Origin of the sequence: Limisphaera ngatamarikiensis (assembly GCF_011044775.1) — a bacterium.
GTDB lineage: Bacteria > Verrucomicrobiota > Verrucomicrobiia > Limisphaerales > Limisphaeraceae > Limisphaera > Limisphaera ngatamarikiensis.
This window is the reverse complement of the sequence record NZ_JAAKYA010000017.1, coordinates 67,835-91,335: the sequence shown is the minus strand read 5'-3', so window position 1 is coordinate 91,335 and position 23,501 is coordinate 67,835. Positions and strand designations below refer to the sequence as shown.

Annotated in this window: 16 protein-coding genes; 11 read left to right on the top strand and 5 right to left on the bottom strand. The window is 66.3% G+C overall.

What is annotated here, in order from left to right; translation table 11 throughout:
- Positions 1–16: 16 nt before the first annotated feature.
- Positions 17–793 (bottom strand): hypothetical protein, encoded by a 777-nt coding sequence (locus G4L39_RS03675; RefSeq protein WP_165106002.1) that lies wholly within the window; start codon positions 791–793, stop codon positions 17–19.
- 153 nt (positions 794–946) lie between these two features.
- Between G4L39_RS03675 and G4L39_RS03670 the strand changes: the two genes are divergently transcribed.
- Complete coding sequence (locus tag G4L39_RS03670) at positions 947–1,537, top strand: RsmD family RNA methyltransferase (protein WP_165106001.1); 591 nt, start codon at positions 947–949, stop codon at positions 1,535–1,537.
- A gap of 56 nt (positions 1,538–1,593) precedes the next feature.
- On the opposite strand, the gene hypB is transcribed toward G4L39_RS03670, so the two are convergent.
- Positions 1,594–2,439, bottom strand: coding sequence for a hydrogenase nickel incorporation protein HypB (hypB, locus tag G4L39_RS03665; RefSeq protein WP_205880755.1), 846 nt, complete (start codon positions 2,437–2,439; stop codon positions 1,594–1,596).
- Between the two features lie 14 nt (positions 2,440–2,453).
- Positions 2,454–2,795, bottom strand: a complete 342-nt coding sequence (gene hypA / locus G4L39_RS03660; RefSeq protein ID WP_165105997.1) for a hydrogenase maturation nickel metallochaperone HypA — start codon at positions 2,793–2,795, stop codon at positions 2,454–2,456.
- Between the two features lie 263 nt (positions 2,796–3,058).
- Here hypA and G4L39_RS03655 point away from each other — a divergent pair, with 263 nt between their 5' ends.
- From G4L39_RS03655 to G4L39_RS03635, 5 genes are all read left to right on the top strand, one after another.
- Entirely contained in the window at positions 3,059–3,745 is a 687-nt protein-coding gene (locus G4L39_RS03655; RefSeq protein ID WP_165105996.1) for a PEP-CTERM sorting domain-containing protein, read from the top strand.
- Between the two features lie 14 nt (positions 3,746–3,759).
- Positions 3,760–4,539 carry a type II secretion system protein gene (locus G4L39_RS03650; RefSeq protein WP_165105994.1) on the top strand — a complete coding sequence of 260 codons (780 nt, stop codon included), beginning with the start codon at positions 3,760–3,762 and terminating at the stop codon, positions 4,537–4,539.
- Between the two features lie 63 nt (positions 4,540–4,602).
- A complete protein-coding gene (locus G4L39_RS03645; RefSeq protein WP_165105992.1) occupies positions 4,603–5,847 on the top strand; it encodes a carbohydrate-binding module family 20 domain-containing protein in 1,245 nt (414 codons plus the stop codon).
- On the top strand, positions 5,844–7,211 hold the full coding sequence (locus tag G4L39_RS03640; protein WP_165105991.1) for a glycosyl hydrolase 53 family protein: 1,368 nt from the start codon (positions 5,844–5,846) through the stop codon (positions 7,209–7,211). The genes G4L39_RS03645 and G4L39_RS03640 overlap by 4 nt, the downstream gene beginning before the upstream one ends.
- A gap of 52 nt (positions 7,212–7,263) precedes the next feature.
- Positions 7,264–9,798 (top strand): glycoside hydrolase family 2 TIM barrel-domain containing protein, encoded by a 2,535-nt coding sequence (locus G4L39_RS03635; protein WP_165105989.1) that lies wholly within the window; start codon positions 7,264–7,266, stop codon positions 9,796–9,798.
- 18 nt (positions 9,799–9,816) lie between these two features.
- On the opposite strand, the gene G4L39_RS03630 is transcribed toward G4L39_RS03635, so the two are convergent.
- Both G4L39_RS03630 and G4L39_RS03625 read right to left on the bottom strand, forming a co-directional pair.
- Positions 9,817–12,270, bottom strand: coding sequence for a c-type cytochrome domain-containing protein (locus G4L39_RS03630; RefSeq protein WP_165105987.1), 2,454 nt, complete (start codon positions 12,268–12,270; stop codon positions 9,817–9,819).
- A gap of 44 nt (positions 12,271–12,314) precedes the next feature.
- Positions 12,315–13,175, bottom strand: a complete 861-nt coding sequence (locus G4L39_RS03625) for a cytochrome c3 family protein (protein ID WP_205880754.1) — start codon at positions 13,173–13,175, stop codon at positions 12,315–12,317.
- A 525-nt stretch (positions 13,176–13,700) separates the two neighbouring features.
- On the opposite strand from G4L39_RS03625, the gene G4L39_RS03620 reads away from it, so the two are divergent.
- The 5 genes from G4L39_RS03620 (at position 13,701) to moaA (ending at position 22,310) form a co-directional block, all read left to right on the top strand.
- The gene (locus G4L39_RS03620; RefSeq protein WP_205880753.1) at positions 13,701–15,839 is read left to right on the top strand and encodes a hypothetical protein; all 2,139 of its coding nucleotides are present in this window, start codon (positions 13,701–13,703) and stop codon (positions 15,837–15,839) included.
- A gap of 136 nt (positions 15,840–15,975) precedes the next feature.
- Positions 15,976–18,867: a DNA topoisomerase III gene (locus tag G4L39_RS03615; RefSeq protein WP_165105986.1), complete on the top strand. Its 2,892-nt coding sequence runs from the start codon at positions 15,976–15,978 to the stop codon at positions 18,865–18,867.
- Positions 18,868–18,870: 3 nt separating this feature from the next.
- Positions 18,871–19,956: a tyrosine-type recombinase/integrase gene (locus G4L39_RS15710; RefSeq protein ID WP_165105984.1), complete on the top strand. Its 1,086-nt coding sequence runs from the start codon at positions 18,871–18,873 to the stop codon at positions 19,954–19,956.
- Positions 19,957–20,290: 334 nt separating this feature from the next.
- Positions 20,291–21,133, top strand: a complete 843-nt coding sequence (locus tag G4L39_RS03605; protein ID WP_165105982.1) for a hypothetical protein — start codon at positions 20,291–20,293, stop codon at positions 21,131–21,133.
- A gap of 205 nt (positions 21,134–21,338) precedes the next feature.
- Entirely contained in the window at positions 21,339–22,310 is a 972-nt protein-coding gene (moaA, locus tag G4L39_RS03600) for a GTP 3',8-cyclase MoaA (RefSeq protein WP_165105981.1), read from the top strand.
- The last annotated feature ends 1,191 nt before the right edge of the window (positions 22,311–23,501 follow it).

Below are 23,501 nucleotides of genomic sequence, written 5' to 3'. Positions count from 1 at the left end.
ACGGGGTCGGGGAAATCTAACGCTGGCCCGCCTCCTTCATCAACTTCTGCATCAGACCGGCGGTGAAGGCTTCCATGCTGGAATAGGCGGTGTAATCGGCCGGCGGTTCGAACAGCTCGGCGGCAGGTTCACGGAATTGCACGTTGCGGTATCGCACGATCACGGTGTCACCGCCCTCGGTGGTCTGAATCTGGATGGGAAAGTCTTTCAGGTCGGTGGCCAGCCACACGGTGACCTCGGTTTTCCTGCCGCCCGGGGTGGTCAACGTGACCTGCTCTTTGCGGCAGGGATGATTGTCCACCTTTTCCTCGCCCAGGACCTTGCGCTCCAGCTGGGGTGGTTTTTGCATCGCGTCCCGTTCCTCGGCCGGCAGGGCGAGATTCACCGCCGCGCGGGCGGAGGGGAAAACCATGTGCATCTTGCCGGTGTCGGGCCGGGTGATGCTGATGATCCGGTCCATGCCCATCTGCTTGACCATGCCCATCTGTTCGGGTCGGGCCTGGCTGCCTTTCATGCGTGACAGGTCCACCTCGGTCCGGAAGCGGCCGTCGCGGGCGGCAAATTGCATGGGCAACAGCACCTTGTCCTGCTTTTGGGCGTCCATGACCCGCAATTCGGCCTCGGCGGTGAAGGATTTGTGCGCGTCAAAAAGCCGCATCAAGGCCGCGTCGAAACTGGCGCCGGTGCCGGCCGGGACCTGTGCCGGGACAGAACCGGCCAGGAGCCAACCCACCAGAGCCCCCAGAGACAGCAAGGGCCGGATGCAACCGGACCCGACGAATATCCGCTTCATGGTGCGCAACCATAGGCCCAAGGTCGGTTCGGCGCCAGTCCAAAGGGACAACCAACGGCCGGCAGGGATCCGGCTCCGCCCGAAAACCGCCCGGGACCCGGTCGGGAAAGAAGTGCAGGTGCCGCGGCGCCCCGGGGTCTTTATACTGGCGGTATGCGGATCATTGGTGGCCGGGCAGGCGGTTTGATCCTGAAGGTGCCGAAGGGCCTGGCGGTGCGGCCCACGCCGGACCTGGTGAAACAAGCAGTGTTCAACAGCCTGGGAGACCGGGTGGTGGACGCGGAGGTACTGGAGTTGTTTGCCGGTACCGGGGCGCTGAGTCTGGAATGCGTGAGCCGGGGGGCACGACTGGCCGTGTGTGTGGAACGCTCCGCCCGTCATGCCTCCTTCCTGCGGGAGAACTGGCGACGGGCAGGCTTCCCCCCGGAAACGTTGGAACTACGGATTCAGGACGTCTTTGCGGCACTCGAACCGCTGGTGATGTCGGGGCGGTCGTTCGACCTCATTCTGGCCGACCCGCCCTACGGTCCAAAGAACCTGCAAACCCGATCTGAATCCGCAGCGCAACGGTTGTTGGACGATCCATGGCTGCCACGGCTGCTGCGGCCGGGGGGACGATTCATTCTGGGGCACGCCCGCCGGGACCGGTTGGAACTGACGCCGGCTTGGCGCGAGGTCAAGGTCCTTCGCCACGGCGACAGCGTGATGCGGTTTTTGGAGGCGTGTTTGCCCGGCTGGCCATGAGGGTACGTGGATGGTTCCTGCGAAAGACGGATCCGGTTCGGCCCCAAACCACGGGCTCACCACGGTTCGTTTTGGACCCGGCGGTGTTCGGCCACCAAAAAGTCCAGCCAGGCCTGCATCCCCGCCCCGGTCCGCGCGGACAGTTCGAAGATCCGGGCGTGATGGCTGATGCGATGGAGGTTGGCCAGGGCGGCGGCCCGGTTGAACCGGGCGGCCTCTGCCAGGTCGCTCTTGGTGATGATGGCCACGTGCGCAGAATGGAACAGGGGCGGGTATTTGAGCGGTTTGTCCTCACCCTCGGTGACGGATAGCAACACCACCCTCAGGTCCTCGCCCAGATCAAAATCGGCCGGACACACCAGGTTGCCCACGTTTTCGATGATCAGGAGGTCCAGCCCGTCCGGGTTCAGTTCCTGCACCGCCCGGCGGACCATGTCCGCGTCCAAATGACACACGGTACCGGTGGCCACCTGGACGGTGGGCACCCCCGCAGCCCGGAGACGCGCCGCGTCGAGATCGGTGGCCAGATCGCCCACCACGACGGCGCAGCGCAACCGACCCTGCAACCCTTTTGCGGTTTGTTCGATCAAGGTGGTTTTGCCCGCGCCGGGGCTGGACATCACGTTCAGCACCAGCCACCCCCGGGCCCGGAAGTAACCCCGGTTGCGCTCGGCCCGACGCTGGTTCTTTTCCAGCAAAGAACGGTGCAGGGTGACCGTGTGGGGCTCGTGGGCCGCCGGTTCGTCGGCCGGGTGTGAATGCTCCGGATGCTCGTGGGGATGATGCGGAGCGGGTGCGGGCCCGGCCCCGGGCCCTCCGGAGTCGTGGGGCGTTGAAGGTCCGGCTGCGTCCGGCCCGCCCAGGATTCTCGGAGATCCGCCCGATCCACAACCACATTCCATGCACATAAGCCACCTCACACAAGGTCAATGCTCGCGATTTCAAGTTCCCGGCCCTGCCGGAGCTCGGCCTCGGCACCCCCACAATGAGGGCACGCCGGCCACGGTTCTTCGCCACCAAATTCACGCCCACAGGCAACGCACCGCCATACGGCCGGCACCGACTCGATTTCCAGGCGGGCCCCTTCGGCGGCTGTGCGGGCAGTGACCAGATCAAACGCAAACGACAACGCCTCGGGCACCACCCCGCTGAGGGTGCCCACCCGGAGACGCAGCGCCGTAATGCGCCGGGCTCCCCGGGCTTGTGCCTCCCGAAGCGCAATCTCCACCGCCTCGCTCATCAAACCCACCTCGTGCATGACCCGGATTCATGCTAGCACACTCCCAGCATGAGGGAAATCCATCCTCGCGCCCGGGAGCCCTCGGGAAAGCAGGGGCGCGCCCGGCGGTGGGCAGGACCCGGCAGCCCAACCCCTCGGCGGCCGGAAGGGTGGAATCCCACCGGAGTGCCCAAAAAACCATACATTTGTGAGGGTGGCGGCCGGTGCCCGGCCCATTTAAAGTGGGCGTTGAGTGGTCCGACAGGGCCATACACCGCGTGTAAAGTCGCAAACTGAAGCCCATGAAAACGACCTTCTGGCTGAGCCTGGCAGTGTCAGCGGCCACCGTTCGGGGTTTGGCCGCCTCGGTATACCCGGATGCAACGGGCGATTTCACGCCGTCGGGATTCGGCTATCTGGACATCACCTCGGTTGTGGTGGACAACGACGCCACCACCTTGAGTTTCCGCATCAACCTGGCGGGCAATCCCCTGGCGGTGGACTGGGCCAAGTACCTGATCGGCCTGGACACGGTACCCGGCGGAAACACGACCGGCCCGGACGGCTGGGGCAAGCCGATCACGATGAGCGTGGGTGGAATGGACTATTTCATCGGCAGCTGGATGAACTTCGGGACCGGAGCGGAGCTGCGCGTTTGGGACGGGTCGGCTTGGAACCTCGTGCCCAACCCGGGTCTGACCGTGGCGACGGACGCCAGCTCGGTGACGCTGGCCCTGCCCTTCAGCGTGTTGGGGTTGAATATCGGCGACACCTTCCGCTTTGACGTTTACACGACCTCCGACGGCAACTCGGTGTTGGACGCGGCCGGCAGCACCACGCCGTTGGGATGGAACAACGATCCCTACGATTCCGGCGCCAATGTCCTGACCTATACCCTGGTGCCGGAGCCGGGGTTGGGGGCGCTGCTGTTGCTGGGCGGGGCATTGTGGCAGGGCTGGAGGCGCCGCCAGGTCGGCCGTTCGACGTGACAGGCGCCAGTTCCATGCGCACGAAGCGGGAGGTCAAACGGGCTTGGACCGGTGCAAAGGGGTTCACCCTGATTGAGCTGCTGGTGGTGATCGCGATCATCGCGATCCTGGCCGGAATGTTGTTACCGGCCCTCGGGAACGCAAAGTTCCGGGCCAAGGTGATCCACTGCACCTCCAACTACCGCCAGTGGGGCGTGGTCCACGCCATGTACAGCGGAGACGATGCCCGGGGGCGGTTGCCGTCCTTCCCGGTGGGCGGGGTTTCGGGTCAGAACGCCTGGGATGTCTCCCTGCAGATGATTCCGGCACTGGCCCCGTATGGCTTGACGGTGCCGCTGTGGTTTTGTCCGGTCCGACCGCAGGAATGGCAGGAAGCCCAGGATTGGTTCCAACGCCGGTACAATCGCCCCATCAGCACGCCGGAGGACCTGAACCTTTACGCCGGAATGCTGTACAACGGCACCTTTGCCGTCCTGCGGCATGCATGGTGGGTGCCACGCCCGCTGGCCAGTGCGCCCTCGGTGAAGTTTCCTTCACCGGACCCGGGTCGAAGCCGGGAACCCATCGGCTGGCCGGTCAAGCCCGATGATCCGGTGGCCCGAACCCAGCCGGTGATCAGTGATTACTGTTTCACGCCGGGCAGCCTGCGGGACGTCAACCGGGCCGGAGCAGGTCATTCGGCCAACGGGCGGCTGCGCTCGGTCAATCTCGGGTTTGCCGACGGACACGTGGAGACGCGGCCGCGGCAACAGATCCAGTGGCAGTACACCGGCGTGGACACGGCGTTTTACTGAAAAGTGAAGACCCCGAGGGGCCCGAAGGGGCCCCGGCATCCACAAGGACAAGGAGCCAAGACCATGAAACGACAAACCCTGATGCTCTGGACCCTGATGATCCTGGGGGGCACGGCCGGGTGGGCACCGGCCGTACAGGTCACCTTCCGGGTGAACATGAGCGTGCAAATGGCCATGGGCCGGTTCAACCCGGACACCGACCTGGTGTATCTGGCCGGCACGTTCAACAACTGGAGCACCACGCAGGATCTGATGGTACGCAATCCGTCGAACCCGGACGTGTGGGAGATCACACTGGATTTGCCGGCCGGCACCTGGCCGAATTACAAGTTTGTAATGTTGCGCGCCGGCACCGGCTTTGCCTGGGAAACCCGCGACAACCGCTGGTTTCAGGTCCCGTCCTCCGACACGGTGTTGGACGTCGTGTACTTCGATGACATCACGGAGGTGGTGACCAACCGCCAGCCGGTCACGTTTCAGGTGGACATGAGCGTGCAGATCGCCAATGGCGTATTTGACCCGGCCGTGGGCAGGCTGGCCGTGTCCGGCGATGCCATAGACGACTGGGCCAACCAGGGGACGCACCTGTTGACTCCCACACCCACCAACGAGGCGTTGTGGGCCGGCACGTTCGAAATCACAGCCCGCGTGGGTGCCACGGTGAATTACAAGTTCATCATGGACGGCATGTGGGAGAGCCGACCGAACCGGACCTTCGTGATGACCAACGAACCGATCGTGCTGCCCGTGGTGTACTTCAACGACGTGACCAATCCCGCCGTGCCCATTCCGGTGACATTCTCGGTGCACATGGGAGTGGCGGTGGCGCGGGGTTGGTTTAATCCGGAAACGGACTTCGTGGAGGCCCGGGGGTCGTTCCTGACCACGCCCGGAGGCGCCTGGGTGGGCGGCTTCCAACTGACCAACAGTCCCGCCAACCCCTACGTCTACACCGGCACCTTCCTGACCACCAACCAGGCACCGGGCAGCGTGATGCTGTATCAGTTCGTAATCAACGGCGCCACATGGGAAACCACAGGGGACCGCACCTGGACCTTCGCCAACACCAACGCCGTGTCACTGCCGTTGGCCTATCTAAACAACGTGACATCGCTGGGCCCGGTCTCCCTGCAGGTCCGGGACAGCGGGAGGGTGGAGCTGCAATGGGAAGCCGGGCCGCGGGTGCGGCTGCAAACAGCGCCCGCGCTGGAGGGACCATGGACGGACGTGCCGGAGACGGAAGGCGCCGGTTCGTGGTCGGGCCCTCCGGGGGGCGCAATGCGGTTTTATCGCTTGATCGGACCGTGAAGGGCAGTGCGACAACGGCGAAGGGTCGCGCCGCTCCGGCGGGGCCGGTGCGGAGGGCGTGGATCGCGGGTCTGGCATGGATCGGGACCGCCTGCAGCGGCGCGACCGGTTCGTTCACAAACCAGGCGGAGTCCCTGCCGTTTCTGGCCGGTGCCGACATGTCGCATCTGCGGTTCTTCGAAGACCGCGGCGCAGTGTACCGCAGGGAGGGCACGGCCACCGACGCGTTGCTGATTCTGCGCGAGCTGGGCATCAACTGCATTCGGTTGCGCCTGTTCACCAGCAGCGCCGAGCAGGCCGCGGCCGATCCCTACAACGCCATCAACAACCTCGAGTACACCCTCCCCCTGGCAGCCCGCGCCCGGGCCGCCGGACACCGCATCCTGCTGGACCTGCATTTCTCGGATTCCTGGGCCGACCCGGGCAAGCAACGGATGCCCTCGGCGTGGACCAACCTGAGTTTCGAGGAACTGGTGCTGACGGTTCGCCGGTACACCAGCAACGTCATCACGGCGTTTCGTCAGGCGGGGGCTGCGCCGGAGTACGTTCAGGTGGGCAACGAGATCACCCAGGGCATGTTGTGGCCCTACGGCCATGTGGGCGGCACCAACGACACGCCGGCGCAGTGGGCGCGGCTGGGCCAGTTGTTGCGCTCGGCCATCCAGGGCATCCGGGACGTACAACCCACCGGCGGGCCGGCCATCATGATCCACATTGACCGCGGCGGCGATTGGTCGGGCACGCAATGGTTCTTTGACCGGTTGCGAGCGCAGAACGTCTCGTACGACCTGATCGGGCTCAGTTACTACCCGTTCTGGCACGGGAGCCTGGAGGACCTGCGCCGGACGTTGCACGGTGCGGCAGCCCGATACGGCAAACCGGTGGTGGTGGTGGAGACGGCCTTTCCGTTTGCCGGAGGTCCGGACGTGGTGGGGATCCCCGCCACCACCAATGGACAGGTGCAATACGTGCGTGCTCTGGCAGAGGTGGTCAAGGGTGTGCCGGGCGGTCTGGGCCGTGGCATTTTCTGGTGGGGCGCCGAGTACCAGTCGGTGCCGGGCTATCGACTGGCGGGGTTTGACCGGCGTTCGTTGTTCGGCCCGGGGGGTGAGGTCCTGCCCGCGGCAGCGGCATTGGGGCGGTTGACCGCGCCGGTGCGATTGGAGACCCGGCGGGCACCGGATGCCCTGGAGCTGGAATGGCCCCTGAGCGGCGCGGGCATGAGCCTGGTCAGCACCACCAGCCTGGCGCCGCACAGTATCTGGCAGCCGGTTTCGCTCCCGATATGGGAGGAAGGTCTCGGCTACCGAACACGGCTGCCGCTGGAGGGGCCGGCAGCGTTTTACCGTTTGCAGGCAAACTGATCACCCCGGCGGGTTGAAAGGGGAGGCAATGTTCCCACAAGACTGGAGAAACATGGCACGGAGACTTGTTGTTGCCGGATTCGTCGCCGCGCTGGGCTGCCTGTGGGCCGTGGTGCCACTGGAAGCCGCACCGTTCAACGACGGTTGGAGGTTTTTCCGGGGCGATGTCGCGGGCGCGGAACGCATGGATTTCGACGATGCGGCGTGGGAGCGGGTGACCCTGCCACACACGCCCCGGGTGGAAGCGTTGGTGTGCGGAAACCAGGCGCCCCAGTGGCAGGGGATTTGTTGGTATCGAAAATCGTTCCTCGTTCCGCCCGCGGCCTCCAATCGCGTGGCCATCCTGCGATTTGAAGGCGCCATGAACGAAGCCCGAATCTGGATCAATGGACAGGAAGCCGGCCGGTTCCTGGGCGGCTACCTGCCGTACGTGCTGGACGCGAGCCGGTTCCTGCAGCCGGGTCGGACCAACCTGGTGGCGGTGCGCCTGGACAACCGGGACAACCCCATCACCGGTCCCAAACCGCTGCGGGACCTCGATTTCAACCTTTACGGCGGGCTGTATCGGCCGGTCACGTTGACCTTCAAGGATCCGCTGCACATCACGGATCCGATCCTGGCGGACCGACCTGCGGGCGGGGGCGTGTTCGTCACCTACCCGCACGTCAGCGAGACCTCGGCTGTGGTCCGCGTGCAGACTCACGTGCGCAACACCAGCCCCGTGGCCCGATCGTTTCGCGTGCGGACGCAGTTGCGCGATCCCGAGGGCTGGTTGGTGGCCCGGGCGGAGCAACCGGCAGAGCTCGACAGCGGTTGCGACAAAACCTTCGTGCAGGAACTGGTGGTGACGCAACCGGCCCTGTGGTCGCCCACCACCCCGCACCTGTACCGGCTCCGAACCGAGTTGGTGGAGGGCGACCGCGTCGTGGATGCCCACGAGGAACGGATCGGCATCCGTCACATCCGGATCACCGCCGACGGCTTCTGGTTGAACGGCCGGAAGATGTTCCTGCGGGGGGTGAACCGGCACCAGGAATATCCCTGGATCGGCTACGCCGTGCCCGACGCCGCCCAGTGGCGGGACGCCCGCAAGATCAAGGAGGCCGGATTCGATTACGTGCGGCTTTCGCATTATCCGCAGTCACCGGCCTTTCTGGACGCTTGTGACGAGTTGGGCCTCCTGGTGATGAACTGTCTGATGGGCTGGCAGTATTTCAATCCCGATCCCGCCTTCGTGGAGCAAAAACTGCGCGAAATCCGGGAGATGATCCGCCGGGACCGCAACCATCCCAGCGTCGTGCTCTGGGAGGTCTCCCTGAACGAAAGTCATCAGCCCCGGTGGTTCATCGAGCGGGCCCATGCCATCGCGCATGAGGAGTACCCGGGCGACGGCATGTACACCGCAGGCTGGCAACCGGGGTTCGACGTGTTCCTGCAGGCGCGGCAACACGGCGGGTGCAAGGGGATCACCAACGTGCCGTGCGTGATCAGCGAATACGGAGACTGGGAATACTACGCCCAGAACGCCGGGCTGGAACAGCACCTGTGGAAGGACCTGAAACCCGAGGAACGCAACAGCCGGCAACGGCGCGGCGATGGCGAGGTCCGTCTGCTCCAGCAGGCTCTCAACTTCCAGGAGGCCCACAATGACAACCTCCAAACCACGGCCTTCGCCGACGGTCTCTGGGTGATGTTCGATTACAACCGGGGTTACGCACCCGACATCGAAGCCTCCGGCTGCATGGACATTTTCCGGCTGCCAAAGTTCGGCTACTGGTTTTACCGGAGCCAGCGGGACCCCGACGAGCCCGTTTTGGGTCGGCCCGTGGGCCCGCTGGTGTTCATCGCCACGTATCATCGGCCGGACTCGCCACGCCGGGTGCGGGTGTACAGCAACTGCGAGGAGGTGGAACTTTGGGTCAACGGCGTGTCACTGGGCCGGCGCGGGCCGGATCACGACCGCGTCAGCACGCATCTGCGGCATCCACCGTTCACTTTCGAGCTGACGGAGTTTGTGCCGGGCACACTGCGGGCGGTGGGGTACCGCGGGGGTCGGGCGGCCGCAACGCACGAGGTTCGTACGCCGGGGCCGCCGGCCCGGTTGGACGTCTGGTTCGACCTGGCAGGGGTTCCGTTCGGGTCCGGCGGCAAGGACGCCGTTTTTGTCCATGCCGAGCTGCGGGATGCGCAGGGCACGTTGGTACCCACCAACGGCCAGCCGGTTGCATGGGGCCTGCAGGGACCGGCCCTACTGGTGGGTGAAGCCGACCTGCCCACCGAGGCGGGCGTGGCCTCGCGACTGCTGCTCACAGAGACAGCAAGCCCGGCGGTGGTGGTGTTTGCCCTGACAGCCGTTGCCGGCGACGACGGGGTGCGCGTGCTAACCGGTGCGGCGTCCCCGACGGGCACACGCATACCGCGCGCACGGGTGCGGTACACCCGGGACGGCACGCCGCCCCGGGCGAATTCGCCCGTGTACCGACAACCGTTGCCGCTGGAACACGCACAACAGCTCCGGCTGGGGCTGTTCGTGGGTGACCGGTGTGTGGCAGAGTACCCGCCCCGGGCTGCGTCCGCCGGGCCCTGAAATCCGGCCCCCTGCCGTTCAGGGCCATCGCAACCCCAAGCTCATCCAGGCCAGGTGCGCAAAAACATCGTTGGCGCCGCCGGAGCCGGGTTCGTCGTACCTCCAGATCCCGTAGCGCAAAGCCACGGTGAGGCGGTCGGTAAAGCGTCGCCGCATACCCACAGCGATCAAATGCTCCCGCCAGAACAATCCCGTGGGCAGGACGGTCGCCGCGGTGTCACGGTGGAAATCGCTCATGCCCCACTCGTACTGAAGTTCGGCATCGGTCCGATCGTCAACGGACCATCGGCCAAGCCACCGCATCCGGCAGGTGCGTCCGGCCCACGCCGGCAGCGTAGCTTCGTCATCCAGAGCACTTCGCAGGTGGTGATCCTCCATCGTGCCCTGCCAATGAAACGACCAACGCCGCGCCGGGCGCCAGGCCAGTTGCAACGTCCAGGCATGCACGTCCGCTTCTGCGCCCAGGATCCGTGAGCCCGGTGTGTAATAGCCCGGTACCGGTTCGAAAGTGACGGGATCAAAACCGTCCAGGGCGTCCGTGGCCGTCTCTGACCGGCTGGTGAGATGGCGGTACAGAAATGCGGTCCGCCACGGGAGGGCGGGCTGCCAGGTCAGGCGCACCTCGACCTGGTCCGTGCGGGAGCGCCGCTCGCGGATGAAGGCGGAGTAGCCGGGGTTGGGGAAGTCACCAAACTCGGTGGGGATGAGGTCCGCGCGATGTTCGAAGTCGGTGTGTCGAAGACGCCAGCGGTAGGAAGCACCGAAGCTGAATCGGTTCAAGAGGGTGGTTTCCAGGCCCAGCCGCGCGTCCCAGGCGCGGCCATCGGCGGCGGTGTCGCGTCGGAACGGGCCGTCACCGCCCGGCTGGTCCTCGAAAAGCTCCGTGGTATTCTGTTCAGCCGCGCCCTCGGCATAAAGGATGGTGCGGGGCAGGCGATCCCACTGGAGACGGACGCGTTCGCCGAGGACGAAACGATCCCGCGCGCTCTCCTGGAGAGTCGGCTGAACAAACCAATCCTCCGGGGCCAGTTCGTAGTCAAACGACGCGCGGCCCAGCCCCTGATGTCGCGTCCATTCGGTCTGCACACCCGTGACAACCGTCCAACCCGCTTGAGGGCCCGCCACCAGGTTGACGTTGCCCACATGGGCCGAGTGCTCCAGCGTGATGGAAGGGCTGCGCCACCGCCGCGCAACGGCCGGGGCCGGATTCAGCGGTGCCTCATCCAGGGCAACCGCGGCATCGCCATCGTACCGGCTGTAGAGATATCCACCCGTGGCCCGCAGCCAGGGACGGATGGGGCGGTCGAATCGAAAGGCGTTGGCGGCCTGGAAATCTCGTTGGGACTTCTGCACCCGGGTGAGGAAACGGGCCCCGGATTCGGGCGGATTGAACAACGCGTTCGTCCGCAGGGCCTGACGGTCGGTCCACCGAAGCCGGATTTCGTCTTCAAGCCACCATTCTCCTACCTGATGCTGCACACGAAACTGCAGGGTGTGACTCTCCTCGTCCAACGCTGCATACGACGGCCAGAGGAGGCGCCCGGAGGAGCCGTCGGGTGCCGCTGACCCTCCGTCAAGGGCCCGCGTGCCGTCGCGGTATTCATGTTCGTAACCGAGCCGCAGAAGCGGCCACCGGGGACGGTCCAGGTCGAAGATCACCCAGGCCCGGCCGATGTCCATCTGCGGTGCGGTGTCGAGCAGACCCACCCCCACTCCGGGGCCCACGGGCCAGTGGCCCCGATCCAAACCATACCACCGATACTCACTGGCGCCGAACTGGGCCCGGCCCCAGTCCGGCAACAACCAGTCCATTTGCAGCAGCGTCTCCTCCCGAAGTGCACGCGCCCACAGGGTGAAACGCGGACCTTGAGAGGGCTCATGCGTCCAAACCAGCTCCTCAACACCGCCGTTCCAACCGTCGGGTTGTTGCCAGCGCGCGCGAAAGACACTGCCCGGACCGGAGCCGCCATTCCAACCGAAGCCCAGAGTGACCTCGACCCGGTCCGCAGAGGCCAAAGGACCGCCCGACCCGGGTAACCCCTGATCAATCCATGCCCGCAAAAGACCAACTTCCTCCGGCGTCAGGGCCGGGGCCCGGCCCTCCGGAGGCATCCACAGGTCCTCGGAAATTTCGGGCGAGCGAGCCACGGCGTGGATCAGGCGGCTGGCCGCACTGTTGCTGAGGACCACAACAGGGCCACCGTCGCCGCCGGCCAGAATCCCATCGCGCGTGTCCAGCCGCAGGCCACCCTTGGGCCGCTCTGGCCCGTGGCACCGCAGGCACGACCGGTCCAGGATGGGTCGGATATCGGTCTGGAAATCCACCGGGCGGGAGGCCGGGGGCGGCAGCATGCTGCCCTGCCCCGGCGCCGGGCCGGGTTCGCCCGCATCTGCCAGATACGCGACACCCACGAGCAGGACCGTGGCCACCACCGTGCAGTGGGCCGGGGCGAAATCGACTCCGCGGACCATGACGTCACCGCGAGAGCAAGGTTCAGAGGCCGCGCAATGCATCGTCAGTACAACAGTCGTGGGTGGACATCGGAGCCGTGCACGGCCGTGTGGCACCCGGCACTCCAGCAGGTACCCATCCGCAGGCGATCGGTGTGGTCCACCTGCCCGATGAAAATGCGTCCGGAACTCACACCGGGTCCCGGGGTTTGAACGTGGCACTGCAGACAAAGGTGATTCCCCCGCTCGGTTAACAGGGCTGCATGCGGAGATCCGTGAGGTTCATGGCAGACAAGGCACCCCTCCCGAAGGGCCTCGTGCTCAAAAACAAAGGGACGCACCTGTTTGCCGTGGCAACCGGCGCAGGCTTCATTGAGCCGGGCCCAACCCGGGCCGCCGGCCGGCCGGGTGATGTCCATACCGTGGGGATCGTGACAGGCGCTGCAACTCATTCGGCCCTCGAGGACCGGATGCCGGGACGGTTGGCGGAATTCACCCTCCGTATCCAGATGACAGTCCAGGCAGATGTTCGGGTCGCGGCCGGGGTTGAGAATGAATCGCCCCCGACCGCCTCCGGCCGCCACATGAAGACTGCCCGGACCGTGGCAGAGTTCGCAGCCGGCCGGTTCCTGTGTGCCCGGCACCCGGAGGGGGACCCGCGCGTGGACATTGGCCGCGAACATGCGCACCAGGTTGGTATGGCACTCGTAACAGGCGGTGTTGCCCACCAGATTCGCCCCTTCGATCCGTGGCGGCTGCACCACGGCCGTGTCCAGGGAGGAACAGCCAGCCCAGGTGAGGAGGACCGCGCCGGCACAGGCAGCCGTCCCGATCAACCGGCGTCCGTGAAAACCGAAGAGCGCGATTCGTGAAAGCCGGAAAGGGAACCGACCCACGGGGCGCCGAGACCGGTGGCCGTCATTCATGCGCTGCATCATAAGTATTAGCGCGAATGGCGGCAATGGTCCGGAGGCAACCCCGGACCGGGGGCCGGTACGAGCCGCCGGCGGCTCTTGCACCGGGCAGGCCCTGCACCATGGAGGTCCGCGGATCCCTGTGTGGCCCGGGCGAGATCACAATCCCCGCCGCGGGTCGGTGCCGGAGCTTCCGAACCGTTCAGGCGGCGGAGGAGTGTTGGCCCGGCCTGTCAGCGCCGTGGCGGGGAGTGCCGCAGAGCCGATGGAGGCGGGGCGTGTCCGCGTCGGAATCCGTCCGAAAGGGTGCAATTCTCACGCCGTCGGCATGGAGACCAGCCGCCAGTGTGCGCAAACCTTCCAGCGCCGGCGCGGGGTGGCGCCTGCAGGACCGGGCGTCGCCGGCAGCCACGGAAGTCCGGCAGGCCGGGGCCACTTCGGCCCCACCGCGGAAAAAGCGGACACGACCCAATCCTGCCGCGCGTGAGGCGCATTCGGCTGGACGGAAGTGCCTGCGAGGGCATCCTGTGGTCTGTCATGAGCCGCTTGAGCCGACGCGAGTTTCTCCGGGATGTGACCGCGGTGACGGCGGGGGTTTGGATTCTGCCGAAATGGCGCGCGTGGTCGGGTGAACTGGATCGCCGGGCCATCGTTCGGCGACACGAACCAAGGTTCACCCGGTTTGATCCGTTCGGTGCGTTGACGGTGGGCAACGGCCGATTTGCGTTCACGGCAGATGTCACGGGCCTTCAGACGCTGGCGGAAGCGTGCGAGAAGGAGTTCCCCCTGTGCACCACGGCCGACTGGGCCTGGCACACCATCCCCGCGCCGTCGGGGTTGGACCCGGAAAAGTTCCAGTACGAGGACTTCGACACCTACGGACGAAAGGTTGGATACGCGACCCGGGCCGAGGGCCAGGAGGAGCTGTTCCGGTGGTTGCGGGAGAATCCACATCGGTTCCATCTGGGACGGCTTGCGTTTGCGGCGGGGCAACCGGAGTTGCGACATCCTGCGCCGGAGGAGATTCGCGCCGTGGAGCAGCACCTGAACCTGTGGGAGGGTTTGCTGACGAGCCGGTTTGAGTGGCGCGGGCGCACGGTGCAGGTGCGCACCGGTTGTCATCCGGAGCTGGATTTGCTGGCGGTGGAGATCGAGTCGGGTGCACTGGCGGACGGGAGTCTGGTGGTGGTGCTGCGGTTTCCGTACGGGTCGCCGTCGGTCGCCATGGCGGACTGGTCGGTTCCGGACCGCCACACCACCCGGGTGGAACAACAGTGGTCGGGCGGGTTGCGGCTCGAACGGGTGCTGGATGAGACGAGGTATCACGTGGTGTGGCGGTGGGAGGACCGGGCGGAGGCGCAGCCGGCAGGGCCGCACGAGTGGGTGTTGAGGAGCCGGGGACCCGTGCTGCGGTTTGTGTTGGGGTTCAGTCCGGAGGCGTTCCCGCGGCGGCTGCCGCGCGTGGCGGAGGTGTGGTCGGCTGCTGCGCGGTTCTGGAACCGGTTCTGGACCGAGGGCGGTGCGGTGGATTTCGATGGGAGCACGGATCCGCGGGCGGAGGAGCTCGAGCGGCGGGTGGTGCTGTCCCAGTACAACACCGCGTTGCATTGCGCGGGACGGTTGCCGCCGGCGGAAACCGGCCTTCTGTTCAACAGTTGGTACGGGAAGTTTCACCTGGAGATGCACTGGTGGCATGCGGTCCATTTTGTGGTGTGGAACCGCTCGGAGCTCTTCAGGCGCGCCCTGCCGTTTTACCGGCGCATTCTGCCGGAGGCGCGTGCGCTGGCACGTCGGCAGGGGTACCGGGGGGCCCGCTGGCCGAAGATGGTGGGGCCGGAGGGACGGGATTCACCCTCGGCGGTGGGGCCGCTGTTGATCTGGCAGCAACCGCATCCGATTTACTACGCGGAGTTGTGCTGGCGGGAGCGGCCAACGCGGGCGACCCTGGAAGAGTGGCGCGAGGTGGTGATGGAGACGGCGGAGTTCATGGCATCGTTTGCGCATCGGGATCGGGGGACGGGACGGTATGTCCTGGGACCGCCGCTGAAGACGGTGTCGGAAAACACGGATCCCCGTCTGACGCGGAATCCCACCTTCGAACTGACCTACTGGCGCTGGGGCCTGGCCACGGCCCAGGCGTGGCGGCGGCGGTTGGGTCTGGCGCCCGACCCTCGATGGGAGGCGGTGCTGCAGGGTCTGGCGCCGTTGCCCGTGGCCGACGGCCTTTACCTCATGCAGGAGGGCATGACCGACACCTACACCCGTTGGAACTGGGAGCATCCGGCCCTGCTGGGTGCACTCGGCATGTTGCCGGGCCCGGGCGTGGACCGCGAAACCATGCGACGGAGCGTGCGCCGGGTGATGGAGGTATGGCAATGGGACCGTTGCTGGGGATGGGACTTTCCCCTGACGGCGATGGCGGCGGCCCGGTGCGGGGAACCGGAACTGGCCGTGGAAGCGTTGCTGCTACCGGCCGCCAAGAACCGGTACCACCCCAACGGCCACAACTATCAGCGACCCGGTCTGACCGCCTACCTGCCGGGCAACGGCGGCTTGCTGGCCGCCGTGGCCATGATGACCGCGGGATGGACCGGCGCACCGCCGCAGTCCCAGCCCGGGTTCCCGAAAAACGGACGGTGGAAGGTCCGCGGGGAAAACCTGCGCCCGTGGTTGTGAGGCTCCGGTCGGCGGTTGCATCGGGCCGGCTCCGGTGCACCTTGAGGCGATCCGGCCCGGGGGCACAGCGGAAGTTGGCATTGCCACGGCCGGCGGATTGGCGTTAAAAGCGAGCCAATTGTTGCCACGGGATGTTATGGGCAAAGCCCTTGTGATTGCGGAAAAACCGTCGGTGGCTGCGGACATTGCGCGGGCGCTGGGCGGTTGCAAGAAGGTGGAGGACCACTACGAGAATGACCGGTACGTCATTGCCTCGGCGGTGGGCCACCTGCTGGAATTGACGCCCCCGGAGGGGGTCGAACCGGCACGCGGCAAGTGGAGTTTCAACCACCTGCCGGTCCTGCCGGATCACTTCGACCTGGTGCCCATCGAAAAGAACCAGGCCCGGCTCAAGCAGTTGGTGCGGCTGATCCGGCGTCCGGACATTGACGAAATCATCAACGCCTGCGACGCCGGGCGCGAAGGGGAATTGATCTTTCGCAACATCATCCGCTACGCCGGAACGCAGAAACCGATCCGACGGCTCTGGCTCCAGTCCATGACGCCGGCGGCCATCCGCGAGGGGTTCGAACATTTGCGGTCCGACGAGGAGATGCAACCGCTGGCCGACGCGGCGCTGAGCCGGGCGGAGGCGGACTGGCTGGTGGGCATCAACGGCACGCGGGCCATGACCGCCTTCAACTCCCGCTCGGGCGGCTTCTTCAAAACCACCGTGGGCCGCGTGCAAACCCCCACCCTGGCCATCGTGGTGGAGCGGGAACAACGCATCCGGCGCTTCGTCCCCCGACCCTACTGGGAACTCATCGCCACGTTCGAATGCGCCGCCGGCACCTACACCGGCCGATGGTTCAACGAATCCTTCGTCAAATCCGAGGGACGCGACGCCGACCCGGACCAGAAACCGGAACGGATCTGGGAGCCGGACCGGGCCGAGGCCCTCCGCCAACGTTGCCTGGGGCAGCCGGGCGAGGTCACCGAGGAAAGCAAACCCACCACGCAGGCCCCCCCGCTGTTGTTCGATCTGACCAGCCTGCAGCGCGAGGCCAATGCGCGATTCGGCTTCAGCGCGAATCGCACCCTCCAGATCGCACAAACACTGTACGAACGGCACAAGGTCATCACCTACCCGCGCACGGATTCGCGCGCACTGCCGGAGGATTACCTCGGAACCGTGCGCGCCACACTCGAAAGTCTCACCCGCACCGCCTACGCACCCTGGGCCGGGGAAATCCTTCGGCAGGACTGGGTCCGCCCCAACAAGCGCATCTTCAACAATGCGCGTGTCTCGGATCACTTCGCCATCATCCCCACCACCCAGACACCCCGCGGATTGAACGAGGCGGAACAAAAGATCTACGACCTGGTCACCCGCCGTTTCCTGGCCGTGTTTTATCCGCCGGCCGAATACCTCGAGATCACGCGCATTACGCGGGTCGCCGGCGAACCGTTCAAAAGCGTGGGCCGCACCCTGCTGAAGGCCGGTTGGTTGACCGTGTACGGGCGCGAGATCGAGTCGGAGGACGAAACCCAGCCGTTGCCGCCGGTCCAACCCGGCGAACAGGTCCATACGCGCGAAATCGAGATCCGGGCCAACCAGACCAAACCGCCCCCGCGCTTCACGGAAGCCACCCTGCTGACCGCCATGGAGGGCGCGGGCAAACTGGTGGAGGACGATGAACTGCGCGAGGCCATGCGCGATAAGGGGCTCGGCACGCCCGCCACCCGCGCCGCCATCATCGAGGGATTGATCGAGGAAAAATACCTCGTCCGGCAGGGCCGCGAACTGGTGCCCACGGCCAAGGCCTTTGCCCTCATGGAATTGCTGCACGGACTGGGCATACCCGAGTTGACCCGGCCCGAGCTGACCGGCGATTGGGAATACCAGCTCCGGCAGGTCCAACGCCGGCAAAAAACCCGGGAGGAATTCATGCAGGGCATCCGCGAGATGACCCGGCGCATCGTTGAACGGGCCCGGCAATACCAATTCGACACCATCCCCGGCGACTTCGGCGCCCTGAAGGTGCCCTGCCCCAAATGTGGCGGCGAGGTCCACGAAAAGTACAAGGCCTGGCAATGCGTGCAGCCGGGCTGCGACTTCGCCGTCCCGAAAATCCTGGGCGGTCGAATGTTTGAACCCGAGGAGGTCGAGACCCTGCTGCGCCAACGACAGGTGGGCCCGTTGCAAGGATTCCGGAGCAAGAACGGCCGGCCGTTCAGCGCCATCCTCCGGCTCAACGACGCCGGCCGCGTGGAGTTCGATTTCGGTCAGGGCACCGCAACCGAGGCCGGGTCGGATGCCGGCGAAACGTCCGGTCCACCGGACTTCACGGGACGCGAACCGGTGGGCCCCTGCCCCCGTTGCGGGGCCCGCGTGTTCGAGGCCGGCATGCATTACGTGTGCGAAAAGGCGGTCGGCCCGGACAAGAGCTGCAGCTTCCGCGTGGGCCGCGTCATCCTCCAGCAGCCGGTCGAACCGGCCCAGATGCGCAAAATCCTCACCGAGGGCAAAAGCGACCTCCTGAGCGGATTCGTATCCAACCGCAACCATCGCAGGTTCGAGGCCCACCTGGTACTCAGGGACGGCGACGTGAAATTCGAGTTCGCACCCCGCACGGCGGAAAAGGCCGGCCGCCGCTCAAAAACCACCGCCCGAAAGGCACCCGACCCGGTGGACCTGGCCAACTGCACGGTCCTGGGCACCTGCCCGCGCTGCAAACGGCGCGTGTTTGAAACCGCGTCCGACTACCGCTGCGAGGGCGTCCAGGACAGCGCAAAGCCGTGCACGTTCCTCCTGCCCAGGGTCCTCCACCAACAACCGCTGGAACCTGCCCAGGTGCAAAAACTGCTGAAGGAACGTCGCACGGACCTGCTGCGCGGGTTCGTCTCGGCCAAGACCGGCAGGCCCTTTGCCGCCTACTTGGTGCTGGGCCCCCGCGGCAAGCTGCAGTACGAATTCCCCGACCGCAGTGAACTGGAGGAATCGGCCACACGGGATTCCCGGACCGGATCCGCAACTTCCGGGACCTGAGCCGTGAACCAGAGCCCCAACCAACGCGCCGGTCCCCACCCGGCTCAGCAGACCGAGGCCGCAGCCACCGGCCGCACAACAACACCACAACAGGAGCCGCAGGCCGATCCCTGCGTGGACTCGTTCCTCCAACACCTGGCCCACGAACGAGGTGCCTCACCCCACACCTGCCGCAATTACCGACTCGCCCTCGAGCGGTTTGTCCAGTGGTACCGGGCCCGGCAGGGCGAGCCACCCGGCTGGGATCATTTGGAACGGGACGATTTCCGCGCCTTTCTGCGGCATCTGGCCCAGCAACAACTTGGGCGCGTCACCATCCGCCTCACCTTTAGCGCCTTGCGCAGCTTCTACCGGTTCCTGATCCGGCGCGGGCTGGCCCGGTCCTCGCCCGTGCACGACCTGGACCTTCCCAAACTGCCCCGGCGGCTGCCACGGCATCTTTCCGTGGAGCAGTTGCTGCAACTGTTGCAAGCCCCTCTGCAGGCACTGCAAAGGGCGGAGCAAACCGAGAGCCGCACCCGGCGGGGCCGCCCCCCACTGCGCGAGGCCTTTTACCGGGACTATGCCATCCTGGAGACCATCTACTCGTGCGGGCTCCGCATCAGCGAACTGTGCCAGCTCCGCGCCGGCGACCTGCACTGGCAGGAAGCGCTGGTGCGCGTTCGGGGCAAGGGCCGAAAAGAGCGGCTGGTACCGATCGGTCGGCCCGCCTTGGAGGCCATCCGGGCCTATTGGACCCTCCTGCCGCAACCTCCGACGCCGGACCAGCCCGTGTTCCAATCGCACGCGCCCCGTGCAGGCCGGCCACCGGCCCAAGCACGGCCCGCCAATCCCGGGCCGCGCCCCATCACCCCGGGCCTGATCCAACGCCGACTCAAGCACTACTTGGTCCTGGCCGGCCTGGACCCGGAGATCACCCCGCACCAGCTGCGCCACAGTTACGCCACCCACCTGTTGGAGGCCGGAGCCGACCTGCGCAGTGTACAGGAACTCCTGGGACACGCCCACCTCGTCACCACACAGGTCTATACCCACGTCACCACGGAACGCTTGAAACGCGTCTACGATACCGCCCATCCCAGGGCTTGAGCCTCCGGCACCACCGCCCCCGCCGCCACGTTCCCCTCAACGCCCGGTAACCCGGGTTGAACAACCCACCGTACCCCACGAGAACGAGTTCCCGGCCCCCTCCGGCCACCAACCCCCTGTGGGCCCGCAAAAAGCCGGGGGGTGTGCATCCAAACGCACAGTTGTCGGGTTCGGGAACGGGGTTACAGTGGACCTGGTTTGAAGCGATCGGCGCGCCTGGCGATCCGCCCGACTGAACTTGTGGACGAACTGGCAGGCTGATGAGTGGTGAGGCGGGCAGTCGGCGGATGGCCAGGCGCTATGAAACCCCGGATTTATGGGCACAGTCCCGGCCATGTCAGGTCCCACCCGCGAAGCGCGGCGACAGGCACGCCGCCGCATGGAATGGCTGGAGACCGTCATCCACACGGGGCCCGGCTTGCAACCGGCGGAACTCCACAAATTCGAGCAGTTCCTGCGCGAGGCCGGTTTTCCACCCTCCAGCGAGTATTTCCAACGGCTCGCCCGGCTCCAAGAGGTGCTGCGCTCCCGCCCCAGCCCGCCGGACGCGGCCAAGCGCGACTACGCCGGATTCGCCGCAGGTTGCTGGATGCAGGTCCAGTCCGTCTACGACCATTGCCTGATTTCGGTCTGTTACGACGGACAATTCAACCGCCAACCCGGCCGGATCAAAATCACCCACCGTTTCAACCGGGCCGGGCGCGTCGACTTTGTCGAAGCCAAGCTGCTCCGGTCCCTCGACCCCATCCTGCACGGTGCCCTGCGCAAATTGATCACCATCCGCGAGTATCCGCATCGGGAACCGGATTGGTGGGCCGCCCCGGCGTTCGCCCTGCGCGTCCTACCCCGGGAACTGCTGTTCCTTCATCCGGACATCTTTCGCCACCCCCGTCCGCGGCTGCTGGCGTGGCTGATCAACATCGGCCATCACACCGTGGCCGATCTGGTGCGCGAACTGGCACAGGCCGAACCCTCCCCGCGCCGTCCGGAAGGTCGGCACCAGTATCCCCTGGACTGGCTGCCGGCCGACCCGGTGGCCTGGCCCATCCTGCAACAGGCCGCCCTCTTGGAAGCCGTTGTCGAGCCCGGCGATGCCCCCGACGTCCACCAGGTCCGCTACCTGCGGCGGTCACCCGTGCCCGCTGAAACCGAGCAGGCAGCGGCGGCGACCCTCTGACCCTCCGGTCGCTCAACGACTCCTCCGTCCACGTCGGTCACCGTCGCCGGGCTCGCCATTCCCACCGCTTTTCATGGTCATCAACCCGACTTGAACGACGCCACCGGACCGGCTAGCTTCGCACACGAGAACGGGCCGGCCTCGTCCCGGGGACACAGTCGCACGAGCATCAGCTCCGGCCCCGGCCGCGAAAGGGGACCTCGACATGGACAGTTTCGGGCGCACCATTGATTATCTGCGCATTTCGGTCACGGACCGCTGCAACGAGCGGTGTCTCTACTGCCGGCCCCACCAATACAAGGGATGGATTGCCCCGGGAGAAAACCTCTCGGACGACGACCTGGTGCGAATCGTCCGCGTCGCGGCCGGGCTGGGCTTCCGCAAATTCCGACTCACAGGGGGTGAACCCCTGTTGCGCCCCGGACTGGTGGAGCTGGTGCGCCGCATGGCGTCCATCCCCGGCGTGGAATGCATCGGCCTGTCCACCAACGGGGTCAAACTGGCCCCCCTGGCCGCCGACCTGCGCCGGGCCGGCCTCCGCACCGTCAACGTCAGCCTGGACGCTCTCGATCCCGCCCTCTACCACCGCATCACCGGCGGCCGGCTCGGACCGGTCTTGGAGGGAATTCAAGCCGCCGTCCGGGCCGGGTTCGAGCGCGTGAAGCTCAACACCGTCCTCATGCGCCACGTCAATGAGAGCGAAATCTGGCCGCTGATCCGATTCAGCGCCGAGCACCAGCTGCCGCTCCGGCTCATCGAGTTGATGCCATTGACGTCCCGCGATGTGCTCACACCCGACAATTTTCTCTCCGTCGAAGAGGTGATGGAGCGACTGCGCCGGGAGGACGAACTGGTCCCCGCACCCGAACTCCGGCTGGGCCACGGCCCGGCCCGGTACTACCGACTGGTCCGGACCGGCGCCCTCGTGGGGTTCATCGGCGCCATGACCCAAACCCACTTCTGCGACAACTGCAACAAAATGCGCCTGACCGCCGACGGACGGCTCCGGCCCTGCCTCGGTCATCACGACGAAATCAACCTCCACGAAGCCCTGCGCGCCTCCGATGACGAATCCTTGCGCCGGCTCTTCTTCCACGCCCTGGCCATCAAACCCCGCGAACACGAGTTTCGCAGTTGCTATCAACCCGGCCGGCCCATGACCGCCATCGGCGGCTGACGCGAAAGCGGCAGGTCATCGCCTCCCGCGTCGCAGGGCCCGGTGGCACCCACTCGCATCCACCCGGTGCCCTTCTTCCACAGGATCCCCCACCGGACCACGCAATTCAGGACCACTCCGGTAAAGGCAACCTCCCAGGTGCCCGCCGTCTCTTCGGACCGCGACGACGCGGTGCCTACCCCTGCCGGTTTTCGCTCGGCGCCCTTCAACCACGCGGCAGCCCGGGAGGGGCCCGGTCCTCCGTGCCGCTCAATTCACCACAGAGACGCAGACGGAACCACACCACAGAGACACACTCTCAGCATTGTTGGGGCTGCGGTGGATGTCGTGGCGTCGGGGCTGGCCGCGGCGGTCGATCGCTGAATGGTGCCGAGGCCCGTTCCTGGCCGCTGGCACCTGCGCCGAGGCCGTGCCGTCGTCGCGGATGAAGCCCTTCAGAGCCGACACGGGATTCGATCCACGTCCCGTCGGGAACGAAGGGATCGTAACGGGGGCAATTGAACGTCGAGTGTCCCGAAAGATGCACCCTTGAAGGGCCGTTCCATGCGTACGCGTGACGGCGCGGTGCGGCGGAATGAAGGATGAAGGCCGGGCGTGTGAGTGAGCGGATGCTTTGCGCAGAGGGGTGAACGGGCTGGATGCGGGCGGGAGGCGCAAGGGATGGAGGAACGGACTCCAGGTTGGTTCGGCGGAAGTGGAGGGGGCCGGGGCCTGCCGGTTTCAGAAGTTGCTGGGCACGCAGCCGGGCAGGGCGGCGTTCGATCTGCCCGCCAGGGGCCCGGTGGCGTCGTGGTGTGCGTTGCGCAGGCCGGCCGTTCATGGCCCGCCCCGTCGGGAGTTCCGGCAGGGCCAGGGCCGGGAAGGACAGGGCCGACTGTGTTGGGCCCGGCCGTCGCGCCGCGCACGGTGCCGCGGGCTCCGCAGGGCTGGAACCGTGTGAAGGACGCATGGGTTTGCCGCAGGTCCTTCGCGCCGTGACATGGACGGGCGGGGCGGCATGGCGCGAAGAATCGGGACCTCCCGGCTTCCACGGTTGGCTTGGGGAGGCATCTCAGTTTTTTGCAGCCTTGGAACGGCCGCGGGATTGCATCCCGGCGGCGTCAATCCCCCGGAGCAACCGGTTCAAGGGTTCTTGGACCCGAACCTGAAGAACATGCCGGCGCGGTCCCGGACGTGACGGCAGTGGGCACC